General features: G+C 37.4%; 12 protein-coding genes. 10 read left to right on the forward strand and 2 right to left on the reverse strand.

Annotated features, from left to right (window positions below; genetic code table 11):
• Positions 1-41 precede the first annotated feature (41 nt).
• Positions 42-626: a lysoplasmalogenase gene (locus AC1TO5_RS08525; RefSeq protein WP_482062365.1), complete on the forward strand. Its 585-nt coding sequence runs from the start codon at positions 42-44 to the stop codon at positions 624-626.
• A 126-nt stretch (positions 627-752) separates the two neighbouring features.
• The gene (locus tag AC1TO5_RS08530; RefSeq protein WP_482062366.1) at positions 753-2,474 is read left to right on the forward strand and encodes a methyl-accepting chemotaxis protein; all 1,722 of its coding nucleotides are present in this window, start codon (positions 753-755) and stop codon (positions 2,472-2,474) included.
• A gap of 402 nt (positions 2,475-2,876) precedes the next feature.
• On the opposite strand, the gene AC1TO5_RS08535 is transcribed toward AC1TO5_RS08530, so the two are convergent.
• Together AC1TO5_RS08535 and AC1TO5_RS08540 are read right to left on the reverse strand one after the other, a co-directional pair.
• Positions 2,877-3,878, reverse strand: coding sequence for an aldose epimerase family protein (locus AC1TO5_RS08535; protein WP_482062367.1), 1,002 nt, complete (start codon positions 3,876-3,878; stop codon positions 2,877-2,879).
• Positions 3,879-4,053: 175 nt separating this feature from the next.
• Positions 4,054-4,386, reverse strand: a complete 333-nt coding sequence (locus AC1TO5_RS08540; RefSeq protein WP_482062368.1) for a hypothetical protein — start codon at positions 4,384-4,386, stop codon at positions 4,054-4,056.
• Between the two features lie 218 nt (positions 4,387-4,604).
• Here AC1TO5_RS08540 and AC1TO5_RS08545 point away from each other — a divergent pair, with 218 nt between their 5' ends.
• The 8 genes from AC1TO5_RS08545 (at position 4,605) to AC1TO5_RS08580 (ending at position 15,492) form a co-directional block, all read left to right on the forward strand.
• Positions 4,605-5,789 (forward strand): MFS transporter, encoded by a 1,185-nt coding sequence (locus AC1TO5_RS08545; RefSeq protein ID WP_482062500.1) that lies wholly within the window; start codon positions 4,605-4,607, stop codon positions 5,787-5,789.
• A 300-nt stretch (positions 5,790-6,089) separates the two neighbouring features.
• Positions 6,090-7,766, forward strand: coding sequence for a cache domain-containing sensor histidine kinase (locus AC1TO5_RS08550; protein WP_482062369.1), 1,677 nt, complete (start codon positions 6,090-6,092; stop codon positions 7,764-7,766).
• A 2-nt stretch (positions 7,767-7,768) separates the two neighbouring features.
• Positions 7,769-8,557 (forward strand): response regulator transcription factor, encoded by a 789-nt coding sequence (locus AC1TO5_RS08555; RefSeq protein WP_482062370.1) that lies wholly within the window; start codon positions 7,769-7,771, stop codon positions 8,555-8,557.
• A gap of 132 nt (positions 8,558-8,689) precedes the next feature.
• A complete protein-coding gene (locus tag AC1TO5_RS08560) occupies positions 8,690-10,000 on the forward strand; it encodes an extracellular solute-binding protein (RefSeq protein WP_482062501.1) in 1,311 nt (436 codons plus the stop codon).
• Positions 10,001-10,098: 98 nt separating this feature from the next.
• The gene (locus AC1TO5_RS08565; RefSeq protein ID WP_482062371.1) at positions 10,099-10,980 is read left to right on the forward strand and encodes a carbohydrate ABC transporter permease; all 882 of its coding nucleotides are present in this window, start codon (positions 10,099-10,101) and stop codon (positions 10,978-10,980) included.
• 141 nt (positions 10,981-11,121) lie between these two features.
• Complete coding sequence (locus AC1TO5_RS08570; protein WP_482062502.1) at positions 11,122-12,000, forward strand: carbohydrate ABC transporter permease; 879 nt, start codon at positions 11,122-11,124, stop codon at positions 11,998-12,000.
• Between the two features lie 266 nt (positions 12,001-12,266).
• The gene (locus tag AC1TO5_RS08575; RefSeq protein ID WP_482062372.1) at positions 12,267-13,205 is read left to right on the forward strand and encodes a copper amine oxidase N-terminal domain-containing protein; all 939 of its coding nucleotides are present in this window, start codon (positions 12,267-12,269) and stop codon (positions 13,203-13,205) included.
• Position 13,206: 1 nt separating this feature from the next.
• A complete protein-coding gene (locus AC1TO5_RS08580; RefSeq protein ID WP_482062373.1) occupies positions 13,207-15,492 on the forward strand; it encodes a PKD domain-containing protein in 2,286 nt (761 codons plus the stop codon).
• The last annotated feature ends 13 nt before the right edge of the window (positions 15,493-15,505 follow it).

The following is a 15,505-nucleotide window of genomic DNA, read 5'->3' on the forward strand; positions in this document are numbered from 1 at the left end:
AAAAAAATCGTGATTGGTTGCTTCCAATTATTATTATCATCATGAGTAGTTTATACATATTTGTATCGAATTTGATGCTTTTTAAGCTTATTCCGATGGTTTTAATTATTGTGTATGGTTGTCTACAATTACCGAAAAAGAAGGAACTACATCATTATCTAGTTATTCTTGGTTTATTATTTTGTATGCTTGGTGACTATTCGTTACAATGGTTTATCATTGGGTTATTCAGTTTTTTAGTGGGGCATATTTTCTATATATTTGCCTTTAATCTAAGGAGAAGTAAAGGGAAACCTAATAAATTAATTGGTCTATGTATTAGTGTTTATGCTATTATTATGGCGGTTATTATGGTTATGTCATTAATCGAGGGACAAAACAACAGTCTAGTCATCCCTGTTATTTTGTATATTGCCGTCATATCACTAATGGTATGGATGGCATCGTTAACGAAAAATATATGGGTAATTGTAGGAAGTTTGTGCTTTATGGTGTCGGATTCTATTCTTGCATTGAATTTGTTCGTAGTACCAATTGAATTTTCATCGCTGTTAATTATGAGTACATATTATGGAGCTCAATTCTGTATTGCTAGAAGTTTACGTATGCAATCATCAAGCTCATAGGTAAGTAAAAACAAGTTTGTAAATCGACAAATGGAATAGCTAGTATATTTGGTAAATTTTCGCTATAATAGTTTTGTTATAGTAAACATATTTACATATTTTATCTTACATAAGAAGGAGCACAACATGATTAAACAATTTGTAATGAATCAAAAAGTATCGGTAAAATTAATGGTTCTCATCGTATCATTAATTGTATTTATGATTTTGATGGGGATTGTTGGGATTGCCTCAGTTAACAAGATTAACAATAATGCTAGAGTGATGTATGAAGACCAGATGATGGCTAATGAGTACTTGAGTCAGCTAATTACTACAAATGTACAAATTGAAACGAATGAGCTAGAGCTTGTTTTAAATCAATTTAATGTAGATCTAAATGCGCTCAAGGAAGCTAATGCTTTATTAAAGGAAAGTGAAAAGGAAATACAACTAAAAGTAGAAAAACTTCCGATGACTGAGACATCAGCAGCATTATATGCACTCTATAAGGAACAGGGAGTTATTGTTAATGAGGAATTTTTGAAGGTGCAAGAACGAATTGACGAAGGGAAAAATTTAGAGGCATTTATGTATTTTGAAAATCGTCTAAGTGGCGTACAGGCTACGATTTTATCAACATTGAGAGAAATAAAGCAAATTAACATGGATGAAGTAGCTAATACTAATGAATCGAATAGAGTCGATGCTAATACAAGTAGAACAGTTATTTTTTCTGTTTTAGTTATTATTCTTATAGTTGCAGGACTATTTGGTTACTTTGTCTATATCACGATCAAACAGCCGATTAATCAACTGATTTCTGATATGAAGCAGGTTGAAGAAGGTAATCTTCTAGTTAGAAGTGAGTATAAGTGGAATAATGAATTCGGTAATCTATCTGCAAGCTTTAATAATATGGTGGGTGGATTGTACAATATTGTTACTAAAATGTCTAGTAATTCTGAATCTGTTGCAGCTAGCTCAGAGCAATTACTTGCTGCTGCTGAACAATCGACCGAACATACTTCCAAAATTGCATCAGATATGCACAATATTGCCAATACAGCAGAATCTCAGTTTATGCATGCACAAGAGTCAACCCGTTCTATGGAGGAAGTAGCAATAGGAATTCAACGAATTTCCGAATCAGCGGCTAATGTATCTGAATTGGCGAATGTTGCTAATGACCAAGCGATAATTGGCCAGGAGCGTATGCAAGCAATTAAAAGTCAGATGACTTCCATTCTAGATGGCTCGCTGCAAACCTCCGAGGTTATCCAGAAGTTTTCCGAGCAATCCAATGCGATTGGTCGTTCAGTTACTTATATCCACGAAATTGCGGAACAAGTAAATTTACTTGCGTTAAATGCTTCCATTGAAGCGGCAAGAGCAGGTGAGCATGGTAAAGGATTTGCAGTAGTAGCAAGTGAAGTGCGAAACTTGGCGGATTCTTCCAAAACAGCTGCCAAAGATATATCAACTTTAGTTACTCAAATTCAAAAGCAATCAAAAGTTGCAGTAGAGATAGTTGAGCGTGAAAAGCATGAAGCGACACAAGGGATGAAAGAAGTTCAATTGACATACGAAGTATTCGAAGAAATTGTTGGGTCCATTAATGTTTTGAATTATCAATTGCAAGAAGTAACAGCTTCTTCTGAGGAAATGTCTGCAAGCTCTCAGCAAGTTACTGCAGCATTGATCGAGATGACACAGTTATCAGATACAGCTTCGGAGCAGGCGAAAAAAGTTTCTGAAGTTGCGAAAGAACAAGAGCAAATTATGAATGAAGTGAAAGATAACGTTCAAGGTTTGACGAATGTGGCGGAGGAACTACAACAGGAATCACAAAGATTCAAAATCAACTAGTAGGGGAAGTTCAAAAAGCGGACTTTGATAACGAAGTGATGCTGACGTAGCTTAGTCGACATCGCATCTGAAACGAACTTGGAAAGTGCGGTTCGCGTGTACCAAACACGTACACTTGCGCTTCCGCCTTTCTCAAGTAGCGCTTCACCTGCTCGGTTCTGAAAGCCCGCTTTTTGAACCTTCATTTTAAGCTTCGTGCTTAAACATCGTGATTAAACATTGTGCTTAAGCTTCGGGCAGTTGACCGCTCGTGTACTTGTACCGTACACATTTCTGGTTTTGTTACATGGTTTGTGATGGCGATGATTATGCTAATGTAAAACGGGGATGTCCTGAAAGTCATTGTAAAATGACTGAGGACATCCCCGTTCTATTTACTTTTGCACCACGCGAAACAGTATTTTATACGTTCACGATGTAGATACGACTGGTTTCTTCCCAAATATGACCTGGTTCAAGTGTAACAAGCCCAATCTGCTGTGCAGGAAGCAAGCTATTTGGCGCATTTACAAGGTTAAGCTGTGGCTCAGGGCAGAAGAAGGTACCGCCTGCACCATTGTTCCAAATCATCCATTGCTTATAAGAAGCACCAACATCGTAGATTAGTTTTAATCCTAGACGGTTGTCAGTAAGCTCCATCATATTACGACCATTTTTAGTTGAACTTGTGTAATGGTTGTCCATCGACTCCCAAAACGGATTAAGACCAGAGCCGTTCATCTTTTGTTCTTCACTTGTTAAAGCTTGATACTTACCTGTGGGAAGCATTCTTTCATTCAATTCCCAACGGTTTTCCATAGTCATTGTGAATGAATAGTCTTCCTTCGAACTACCTGCAGCAAATGGCGCATTGATCGCAGTATGGAACGCGATCATACAAGGCATAGCTGTTGTACCATTGTTATGAACAGATACATGCTGCAATAGACCTTGATCACTCAAAGAGTAACGTAGCTTTAATGTGAATTGATGAGGTAAGTACTGATAGATCTCATGACTTTCATCAATAGAAATAGACAATACAACATAGCTTTCAGTAGCCGTTGTATTGAAATCGTCAACATTCCACTGAGCAGTATGGAAAAATCCGTGTAGATGGTTGCCAGTGGCTTCTTCATTGACTGGGAATACATATTTGTGACCGTTAAATGTAAATGTACCATCTTCATAGCGATTCGGTGGGAATAGTACTGGAATGCCATGAATACCTGGATTTGCACGAAAATCATTCATTTCAGCAGCCGCTGGTTCTCTTAATAGAGTTAGGTTGCGTTCATGATCACGAAAGGCAATTAGATTTGCTCCTACTTTAGGAAGAACAGCGCTTTCATACTGTCCCCATTGCAGCCAAATGGCAGCTTCATCATGAAATAATCCTTCAAATGCTTTGCTTTGCGTAGTCAATATAATTCCTCCTAAAACTTTTCATAGCTTCTCGATAATCATCACTGTAGATGAAAAGTACATCGAAAGCATAAGCTAAACTTTTCATAGCTTCTCGATAATCAGCATATCAGCATTGGAGAAAACAAACAACCGCTAACATAAGATTAGCGGTTGTTTCGTTAGCTCTATGTCTTTAGCTTATCTGCTGCAATTGCTTCAGTTTCAATTCATTTCGCTTGCTTACGGAAAGTATTTTAGTGCTTGTAAAGTCACTACCAAAAGAAATAGCACCAGACCCAATCGATTTGATTCGAGATACGTTAATATAGCAAGTAGAGCTAATTGCAAAGTATCCCTTTGTTCTAGTCAATTGTTTTAGTTCAGACTGAGAAAGCTGAACTTTTCTGCTGAAATTACTTCCGTGAAAACTGACAAGCCCTTCTGATCCTATTTTGTAAAATAAGATCTCTTGCTCTAGATCAAAATCTTTACACATTGTACGTTCATTTAACGCAACACTCAACATTCGAATACCCCCTAGATAATCTAATAACTGAAATGTTAGCGTTTACATTGTACCATGAAATAAAAGTTTTGGGTAGTCTTGAAAAAAATATTGTGTAGTATTAGCACCATATGGTAATGTCAAATGATATATGCTTTACTAGTGAAATATATGAATGAAATGAGAGGCAGGTCCTTTTTGTGTCCAGAACAGCTAGAACTTCTTCATCAGCTACGACAATGCAATCACTAACGGTTTATTCTGTTTTATTTGCTGTAAGCGCGGTACATATGTTGAATGATTCGATGCAAGTTGTAGTTTCAGCGTTATTTCCGATATTTAAAGACTCGCTTCAATTAACGTATGCGCAAATTGGTTGGATTGCTTTTACATTAAATATGACCTCTTCCGTTATGCAGCCAGTAGTTGGATTATGGTCAGATAAGCGTCCAACGCCTTGGTTGCTGCTAGCTGGGATGGGCAGTAGTCTAATCGGGATCGCAGCACTTTCGTTTGCACCAACATTTTGGTTGGTATTGCTCGCAGTTATATGTATTGGTCTTGGTTCAGCAGTCTTTCATCCAGAAGGATCACGTGTCGTGTACTTAGCTGCGGGTCAGAAGCGCGGACTTGCACAGTCTATTTATCAGGTTGGCGGTAACTTCGGCTCATCATTAGCTCCACTTATGACCATTTTTATTTTTGTGCCACTTGGACAGCGTGGTGCAATCTGGGGGACATTGCTGGCAGTAGCAGCGATCGTTATACTATTGTACGTAGTGCCGTGGTATCGTAAGCAGCTAGCAATCAATGGTTCAGTTTCAATGAAGAAGAAGGCAGCGGCAGTAACTTTACAAAATCCGATACCGTCGAAAATTGTATATATTGGTATGGGAATTTTAATGACGATCGTATTTGCTCGTTCATGGTATAGCTCAGCAATTGGTAACTACTATCAATTTTATGCACAGGAGCAATATGCACTGCCAATTCAACAGGCTCAAATTCCACTTTATTTGTTTATGATATTTGGCGTCGTCGGAACGTTTTTCGGAGGCATGTTTGCGGATCGAATTGGGAGAAGAACGATGATGATTGTTTCGCTTGTAGGATCAATTCCATTAGCGTTAATTCTGCCACATTTACCGTTAATGTGGGTATATCCAGTGATTGGATTGTTAGGACTGATTCTACAATCAGGCTTTTCGGTAAGTGTCGTCTATGCACAAGAATTAATGCCAGGAAAAGTCGGCACAGCATCAGGGCTAATTACCGGATTTGCATTCGGTATGGGAGCAGTTGGTTCGGTCGTGCTCGGTAATCTGGCTGATGTGAAGACGATGGAATTTGTGATGATAGGGGCAAGTCTATTGCCACTCTTTGGCTTTCTATCACTGTTGCTACCAAAAGATCGTGCTAGATAAGATGAACTATTAAAATGCATTTAGAAGTGTCTACCATAGCGTGGACACTTTTTTGTTGTTTCTATTATTAAATCGGAATAATGTTCTTAAGCGGCTGTAGTAGAGCGCAATCTAGTTCGCCGACGATGGTATTTATTAGACAAATTCCAAATATTTATCTAATATTGTACTAAAGTAACATTTGCAAGCGAGGTGATTAAAATAATTAAAAATATATTTAATATTAAAACACTAAGAAATCAAATTTTTCTTAGCTATATGGTTATTATGATTGCCATTTTATCCTCAGTAGGTTTCTATTTGTACGACCAAGTATCCAAATTACTACAAGTAAATACAGAGCGTCATATGGAGAATACTGCGGTACAAGCTACTGGAAACATAAAGCTATTATTGAATCAAATTGATAACTTCACTGCACAGATCGCTACTAACGCGGTTGTACAATCGATGATGCAGCAAGAATTGAATGGCAAGCCGTTATCGTTTGATGCTCGGCAACAACTGCAACAAGAAGTTAGAAAGCATGAAGCTTATATGAAAGGCATCCGTTCTATAGAGCTATACACAACCGACTATTCGACACTACTGCCGCTTACCGAGGATAAATTGGATGATCGACTATCCGCAGAATGGATTGCGAAGGCAGATCAGGGCAAAGGTGAATTGGTCTGGCTAGGTACGGATGTGAATAATCCAGATATAGTCATTGCTATGCGGCATGTGCGATTAATGAATCAGTCATTCGCGCAAGCTGGTTACTTGCTGATTTATTTGGATGTTAATTATTTTGAACTGACCGATCTTTCAGTGGATGGTGATAGTGCCGTTGCTAGTAATGAATATATGTGGCTGACTGATAATATTGGAACAATATTGAATACAAATAGTCCTGAAAACATAGTCCTTCCTCAGTCAATTACTGTACAAAACTCAATAAATATTGATGGCAAATATTATTATGGAGTGCAACGTAATATTGAAGATGTGAATTGGCAAATTAGTATTTTAACACCGGTGGATGAAGCAACGGAAGGGATCTCAGTGCTTAGAACAGGAATTATTATTTCTTTGCTTGCTGGTATTATACTTTTTCTAATTGCTACTTATTTTCTATCGGGAATGATTAGTAAACCTATTCTTCGATTAATACGAGCAATGCGAGTAGCCAGACTAGGCACACTCAAAGTCATTCCGATAGAATCAGCAACGATAGAAATTAATGAATTGAATCATACGTACAATCAGATGGTTGAGTCGCTGAATGGACTAATTAAGATGGTGTATGAGAAAGAAATATTACAAAGTCAGACGGAATTGAAAGCATTGCAAGCACAGATTAACCCGCATTTTCTATTCAATACATTAGAGGCATTGTATTGGGAGATGGAGACTCGTGGAGAAGAACAACTTGCTGAAGCGATCGTTGCAATGTCGGGGATTTTCAGATATGTCATTAATCGAGATGAGCAGGACGAATGGGTAACGCTCGGTGATGAGTTAGATCATGCAGAGCGCTACTTGAAAATTATGAAGATGAGAATGATGGATCGCTTGGAATGGAGTATCGAGGTTGATCCAGACTGCAGAGTGATTGTCATGCCCAAGCTACTTGTACAACCGTTAATTGAAAATGCCATTTATCACGGTGTAGAACAACAAATTGGATCAGGTATTGTAAAACTGAGTGTAGTTGAAAATTTATCTGAGCAGCATATTCAAATTAACGTTACAGATAATGGACCTGGGATGAGTGAGCAACAGGTTGACGAGGTTATGGAGCGTATTAAGCGAAAAAAACGTGGCATTCAAGGGGACAATCAAGAGGGGAAATCGACAGGTGTAGGGCTTAGTATTACCGAGCAACGTATTAAATTATATTTTGGAACAGAAAGTGAAGGTCTGATAATCGAAAGTGAAAAAGGAAAAGGGACAACTGTCTCATTCGATATACCAATTGTACTAAAGGGGGAATAACGTTGAAAACAATTTTAATCGTAGATGATGAACCTCGCACAAGAGATGGAATTCGAAAGGTACTTGAAGTATGGTCCGCAGGGAAATATCGGATTGAGACGGCTGCTAATGGGATAGCAGCGCTAGAATGGCTAGAATATAACGAAGCTCATTTGCTAATTAGTGATATAAGGATGCCGGAATTAACGGGCTTAGAATTGGTTGAGAAGTTAGAGAGGTTAGAGAACAGGCCGAATGTTATTCTAGTATCTGGTTATTCAGACTTCTCGTATGCACAGCAAGCGTTGCGATTTGGCGTTGTTGATTATTTGTTGAAGCCAATTGATAAAGCTAGTCTCATACAAGCGATTGATAAAGCTATGTTACGTGTAGAAGAGCAAGCGCGTTATAAAGTAATGACTGAAGTAGTTGACGCAAAGCGGTTAGAAGTGGCGCAGCAGTCAAGTCAAAATCCACATATTAATACGGCACTAACGTATATTCATGAACATTTGTCGGAGCAAATTACGATGAAAGAGATGTCAGATCAATTACATATGAATGCAAGTTATTTCAGTGTATTGTTCAAGGAGCAAGTAGGCTTAACATTTTCGGATTATGTAACGAGAGGAAGAATGCAATTAGCGAAAGAATTGCTGCTTACGACGAATGATTCAATGGCGGATATAGCGGAGCAAGTAGGTTATCAGACTGATAAATATTTCGGAAAAGTATTTCGTACAGTATCAGGTATAAGTCCAGCGCAATATCGCAAAGAAAAAAGCTTTCACAAGGATATAACAATCCAATAATAGTGGTAATAATCCCAAAATGTATGCCCTTACAACTAGGCAATGTGCTTGTTAGAATAAATATGAAGCTAATAAGTCCACGAAAGCTTACAAAAAAAAAGGGGTTGTGTAATCGTGTACAAAAATAAAAAGATGTTGGTTCTATTAACGCTATGTTTCACATTATTGGTTGCTGGATGTGGTAGTAACTCATCTAAAGAAGGAAAATCTCCAGCAGATGGTGGTAACAAAGCAGGAACAGAAAAAGTAACGATCAATTTCATGCATTTATGGCCAGAAGGTATTTCAGCGGGTCAGAATAAAATTGTAAATGAAATTATTAACGATTATCAAACTGAACATACAAATGTAACGATCAAGACGGAAGTGCTTGAAAATGAGCAATATAAAAATAAGCTAAAAGTATTATCTTCATCTAACAAGCTACCAGATGTAGGCGTAACTTGGGCAGCGGGCTTTATGCAACCTTATGTAGAAGGTAATTTATTTGCGCCAATCGAAGAGCTTTTGGCTGGTTCACTTAAAGATCAATTCGTTGCAGGTACTACGGAAGCGTATTCAATGAATGATCATACGTATGCTCTACCGTTAGAATTCAATATTGCACCAATCTACTATAACAAAGCGATTTTTGAACAATTAAACTTAGAAGTGCCCGCAACATATGAGGAGTTCCAAAATGTTGTGAAAGTACTTGTAGAAAATGGTATTACTCCGATTGCTCTTGGTAACAAGGATCGTTGGACGGGTTCACTTTGGTATATGTATTTTGCTGATCGCATTGCTGGTCAAGAAACATTGGCAGGAGCTATTCAAGGCACAAAATCTTTTGCTGATCCAGGATTAGTTCAAGCAGCTACAGAGGTGCAAAATCTAGTTAACGCTAACGCATTTAACAAAGGTTTCAACGGCTTATCTAATGATGAAGGAAAATCAGAGTTTGTTAACGAGAAAGCAGCTATGTACTTGATGGGAACTTGGGAATTACCAAACTTCACAACGAATGAGGATTACACACAAGAATTCAGAGATAAAGTAGGCTTCTTCAAATTCCCGGTAGTTGATGGTGGTAAAGGTAATATTGATGGCTGGGTTGGTGGTCCTGGTGTTGGACTATTCGTCGCTGAAAACTCTAAAGTGAAAGAAGAATCTAAAGCATTTGTAGAGTACTTTGTTCAAAAATGGGGCGAACGTGCTGTAACTGGTGCGGGTGTTATTCCAGCAACGAAAGTGGATACTTCTACATTGGATCTTCCTGCATTATATATCGATTTGTTCAATGAAATGAGCAAAGCTAGCAGCATTACATTATTCGCTGATGTACAGATGGAATCTGATGACGCTGAAGTACATCTTAATCAAATCCAAGCTTTATTCGGTAAAGCAAATACTCCAGAGCAATTTGCACAAGAACATGATACATCAATTTCTGCGGGACAATAAGATGTAGCGTATAACCTATATCTAGAAATGGCTTATCTGTACATTAATCAGATAAGCCATTTCTTTCAATTATTGGCCCATGAAGGGAGTTATTACTAATGGATAAAGTTATGTCTAACAAAAGAATTATTGCATTATATGTATTGCCAGCATTACTTTTCATTATTGCGATTGTATATATACCTATTGTATTAACAGGCTATTATGGTCTTCATGAATGGAATGGTATCGGTTCAATGACGTTTATTGGGCTAGAAAACTACAGTGGGGTACTACAAGATAAAGATTTTTGGAGTAGTGCAGGTCACTCGCTTCTATTAGCAGTCTTCTCTACATTGAGTTTAGTACTATATTTGGCAGTAGCATTAGTGTTGTCTTCCAAAATTAAAGGATCAAATTCATTTCGGAAAATTTATCTCATACCTATGTTATTATCATCAGTAGCTATCGCACAATTATGGATGAAAATTTATCATCCGACGAACGGGATAATTAATACTCTATTAGAAGCATTAGGTTTTACCAATACACCAGAATGGTTAGCGAATCCGTCCATTGTGTTATATGCACTTATCATTCCGATTATTTGGCAATATGCTGGGTTTTATATATTGATCTATTATGCTGCTTTGAAAAACATACCGTCATCACTTGAAGAGGCAGCAACGATTGATGGTGCAAATGCTTTCCAAATTGCCTACAAAATCAAATTACCTCTAGCGATGGAAGTAATTAAAGTTACGATTGTCCTGGCTCTTGTAGGGTCATTGAAATATTTTGATTTGATCTATGTTATGACCAATGGTGGTCCTAATGGAGCAAGTGAAGTAATGGCCTCCTATATGTATCGCATTGCATTCAAATCTTATGACTTTGGTTACGCTAGTGCAATAGGTTTCTTTCTATTAGTGATCTGTCTAGTTGTAACTTGGATTGTTCGTAAATTAACAGCAACTAAAGAACAAATTCAATATTCATGAATTATGCTTCCAAAGTAACTTTCCATATAACGAGAAGTTATTTCGAAAGTGAATGAAAAGTTATAGCCTATGCTTTCGATGTACTTTTCTTACAGAGAATTATTTCATGAAGTAACGAAAAGTTTTAGGGGGAAATGAATGATGCAGGGAACAATTCCAATCAAACATAAAAAAACTAGTTATAGCAATAACATAATAAGTAAAATCGGCTATGGTTTACTGTATGTTGTACTTGCAGGCGTAGCAGTATTTCAACTATTTCCTTTAGTCTGGTTAATGTTCTTCTCACTGAAAAACAATCAAGAAATATTCAATATGCCACCATTAGCTCTGCCTACAAATCCAAAATGGGAAAACTACGCCAAAGTATGGAATTCCGGAAATATTGATCTATATTTCTTAAATAGTGTATGGATTACGATTGCTGCAACAGCGATAACAATATTAGTTGCAAGTTTAGTAACATTCGCGATTACACGGATGAAATGGAAAGGCAGCTCGTTCGTGTTAGGATTATTTATGGTGGCAATGATGATACCTGTTCATTCCACATTAATCCCGCTATTCAATTTGTTTAGTAAAGCTCATCTTATCGATAATCCACTATCATTAATTGCAAGCTATGTGGCATTTAATATGCCCATTACCATTATGATATTACTAGGATTCTATTACACGCTTCCGAAAGAAGTTGAAGAGGCAGCAGTTATCGATGGATGTTCAGTGCATAAGATTTTCTTCAGAATCATATTTCCAATGACAAGTTCTGTACTTGCAACGACAGGTATTATTAATATTATTTATAATTGGAATGAGTTTATTTTTGTTAATACATTCATTAGCTCAGATAAATACAAAACACTTACTGTCGGCATCCAAAATTTCATTGGACAGTATACAACAGATTGGGGAGCAATTGGTGCCACACTAATGATAAGTATATTACCTATACTTATCGCGTTCCTATTCCTATCTGATAAAATTGTAGAAGGTATTGCGGCAGGTTCTGTTAAAGGATAAGCTCCGAGATCTATTTCTACTGTAGGCAAATGAATATAATGTGTAATTATCAATTTCAGGAAATATATAGAAACTATTTTCGGATTATGATATATTAGTTGTAGCGAAGAAGCACTTCCAGAGAAATCTTGGAGGTGCTTCTTTTTTTCGTTCTTTGAGGGATTTTTTTATTGGAATAGTGAGTACAACTACTATTCTCCGTGTAACCAATCATATAAGAAATTAAAGTTATCATTAAAACTAAAAAACTTTAAGGAGAGATTATTATGAAAAAAGCAATCACATTATTATTATCAATCGTTCTACTATTTGGTCTTGTTGGTTCAGTAGGTGCAGCTTCAAGTGATGTACCAATGTTCAAAGTGAATGGGAAGTTATTCGTAACGCCAACTGGTGAGCCTGCACCATATGTTAACAAAGACAACCGTACAATGGGTTCTCTACGCTTGATCGCTAGTGCATTGGGCGTTGAAAACAAAAATATTACATGGTCGTCAGCAACGAATACAGCGACTCTAGTACGTGGTGAAAATACGGTTTCTGTTGTTGTCGGTAAAAAAGAGATTACGGTTAATGGAAAGAAAGTCGTAATGGATACTGTTTCTGAAATGAAAAAAGGTCGTGTATTCATTCCTGCAAGATTTATCGCACAAGGTCTAGGGGTGAAGATCGGTTATGATAATGCATCAAATACCGTTCATTTCACAACAGGCACAGTAGCTACAAATAATTTTGCAGATTACGGTATGAAGGAACTCGAACAATTACCGATCACAATCACTTCAAATAACTTAGAAATTACATATCACGAAGCATTTTTATATAAAAAGACTTCTGCAGAAGGAAAAGCTCTGAATGAAAAGTATGCTTTTCCTCGTTACGATCGTGCAAATCACGTTTTATTCTTAAAGGTCACGTTTACGAATAAAGGTACAAAAACTATTGCAAGAGACTATTCAGATTTAGAACAAAAAATTAGAGTTGGTTATGCATCAGCTAGAAGTTTTTCGCTAAGCTTAGCAACCAAAAATACGATTGATGAAAAAGGAAGCTATATTAATACTTGGTCGTTAGAACCAGGAGAATCATTGACTGGAAATATAGCGTTGTTGAAAAACGATGATGCAGATATTCAATTTATCTCTATGGGTACGGTTAATAAAGATGTTTTGAATTCAAAAAGATTAGCTGAAAAGGTGGAATAACATGAAACGTGGACTTAATGTGTTACTCATATTCGGTTTATTCATCAGCCTATATTCCTTCACTGCACAAGCAGAAAGTGGAAGTGTTTCTCAATTTTCAAGACCACTGAAAGTCAAAGAGAGCGATGCAACAAAAAGCCAGGTCACCTATACAGTGGACTTGCCTACAGATGCTGCTGAAATCGATCTAACAAGCATTAAGCTTGAAAACGGCTTAACCCTCGTTGGAAAGCCCGAAGTTAACATGAGCAAACGTCAACTGATATTCACTGTTAAAGGGAAAGAAGAAAAAATATCAAGTTATAAGGTTGTGGGTGTTAAAGATGTCGATGGAGCTTTGTTTAAAGCGAATCCTGGTAATGCAGTTTGTCGATACAGTGACGGAATGAAGTGGCAAGTTAATTCACGTAATAGTACAGATTTTAATACATCTTTTAACGACTATATGAGTTCTAGTAAAAGTAAATTCCCTACTGATCCTCCAGTAGACACTATGGGTTATGTTATTACTAATTCTGAACGAACGCTAAGTTTAAACAACACTAATTTTTTCAAGTACGAACTAGATCGTGAAAAGCGACCTGTTATCGAGGGAAGCGCTATTAATCGTAGTTTAATTGATCCATCATCGTTACAAGTACCAAAAGGTTCTGCTTTTGCAATCGATACGACCTTCAAAGCGAAAAGTATTGTCTATCCTAACAACTACGATCCTAAAAATCCGAATATCGGTGTACGCTACCTCATGGATAGCAATTTTTTTGCGGAAATGTACTCTAATAAAATCAAAACACATAGTTCAAACTTTTTAACAGGTGAAGCAGGCTGTTGGATGTACCCTGTTTACTACGAATATTTCATCGTAGCCGATACGATCCCATCGATTACATACAAGTATTGGGGAAACATCACGGCTAACTATGTGACATACGGTAAAGCAACGCTTGTAGGTAAACTAACGGCAGATCCTAGCAGTGTGCAATACAAGGGCGATGATCTTGTTATCGATCTGATCCTAGAGGGGGAAGTCGTAGGACTTGATAAACCAGGAGCATTAAACGAGTACAAGCTATTCGTTCGGCTTGAAGATGGAACAATGATTTCAGATCCGAAAGGCGATATTATAGCAGCCAATGGAAAAACAACCGTTAAAAAAACGTATAAGTACACCATTAGCAAATCACGGTTAAGCAGCACAAGCGTTAAGGATGTGACGGAACAGTTCTCCGCACGTGTTCAAGGCTCTTATAAACCAAGTTCATATTATACCGGCACATTAGACAGTGGATTGCTGAATGCAGCAACGTACGTCTACAAACAAGCGCCAGTTCCTACACCAGAACCAACAACAGGTCCACAGAAGCAACCGCCTGTAGCTGTAATCGATGGACAATCAGAAGTGAAATTAGGTGATATTACTTCTTTTAATGGCTACGAATCCTACGACACAGACGGAACTATCGAATCTTATCGATGGGTAATGGCAGGAGCAAAAGATGTTAGTGTAGAGCAAAACAAATATGATGCTACCTATGCTGACGTTAACACTTGGTATGACAAGCTAGGTGCTCAAAGGGTGCTGTTGTATGTGAAAGATAACGATGGGTTGCAGCATGGCACATATCATTCCTTGGTTGTCGTAGAACCAACCGTAGAAGCAGCCATTCAGCAAAGCGGTACGCTTAAAGAAACTCGCAAGGTAACGTTCAAAGAATCATCAAATTCCCCTACAAAATATCCAGTCATTGCAGCAAAAACAATATGGAAAATCGAATCACTGTATAGTGATATTCCTGCTACAGAAATCAAATATAGCGGAAGTCTGACAGGCAAAAAAGAAATCGATGTGCTGTTTAAGAAAGCAGGAGAATACTTAGTGACGTTAACTGTTGAAAATACAGCAGGTTACAAAGATACCGTTCAACGAGCCGTTACGATCAAGCCCGATGAAGTACCTTATACTAACTTTACGTTCCAGGAGAAAATCTATCGAGATCCAGTAAAGGGCAATCTAGCAACATTTGAATTTACTGATCGTTCCTATTCTACTGATGGAGATCCGATTGCTAAACGTAATTGGTATGTAATCTTTGATGCGAATAACGATGGCATCTACAATGAAACCAAAGTATTATTCAAAAGTGGGAATGAAAGTAATGTAGTTTACGAGAGTAAGCATGTCGGTAAATATCGATTCTTCCTTGAAGTGCAAGAAGAATTTGGACAACCTACGATAGATGCCTTTGTAACAGCCAATGACCGAAGAAAATCTAATACATGGGAATAAAGGAGAACAATCG

The organism is Paenibacillus sp. Y930, from assembly GCF_056786375.1.

Coding starts and splice junctions, on each gene's coding strand:
- AC1TO5_RS08525 (WP_482062365.1), top strand. CDS start 42: ATGAGTAGTTTATACATATTTGTATCGAATTTGATGCTTTTTAAGCTT.
- AC1TO5_RS08530 (WP_482062366.1), top strand. CDS start 753: ATGATTAAACAATTTGTAATGAATCAAAAAGTATCGGTAAAATTAATG.
- AC1TO5_RS08540 (WP_482062368.1), bottom strand. CDS start 4,386: ATGTTGAGTGTTGCGTTAAATGAACGTACAATGTGTAAAGATTTTGAT.
- AC1TO5_RS08545 (WP_482062500.1), top strand. CDS start 4,605: ATGCAATCACTAACGGTTTATTCTGTTTTATTTGCTGTAAGCGCGGTA.
- AC1TO5_RS08560 (WP_482062501.1), top strand. CDS start 8,690: ATGTTGGTTCTATTAACGCTATGTTTCACATTATTGGTTGCTGGATGT.
- AC1TO5_RS08565 (WP_482062371.1), top strand. CDS start 10,099: ATGGATAAAGTTATGTCTAACAAAAGAATTATTGCATTATATGTATTG.
- AC1TO5_RS08570 (WP_482062502.1), top strand. CDS start 11,122: ATGCAGGGAACAATTCCAATCAAACATAAAAAAACTAGTTATAGCAAT.
- AC1TO5_RS08575 (WP_482062372.1), top strand. CDS start 12,267: ATGAAAAAAGCAATCACATTATTATTATCAATCGTTCTACTATTTGGT.
- AC1TO5_RS08580 (WP_482062373.1), top strand. CDS start 13,207: ATGAAACGTGGACTTAATGTGTTACTCATATTCGGTTTATTCATCAGC.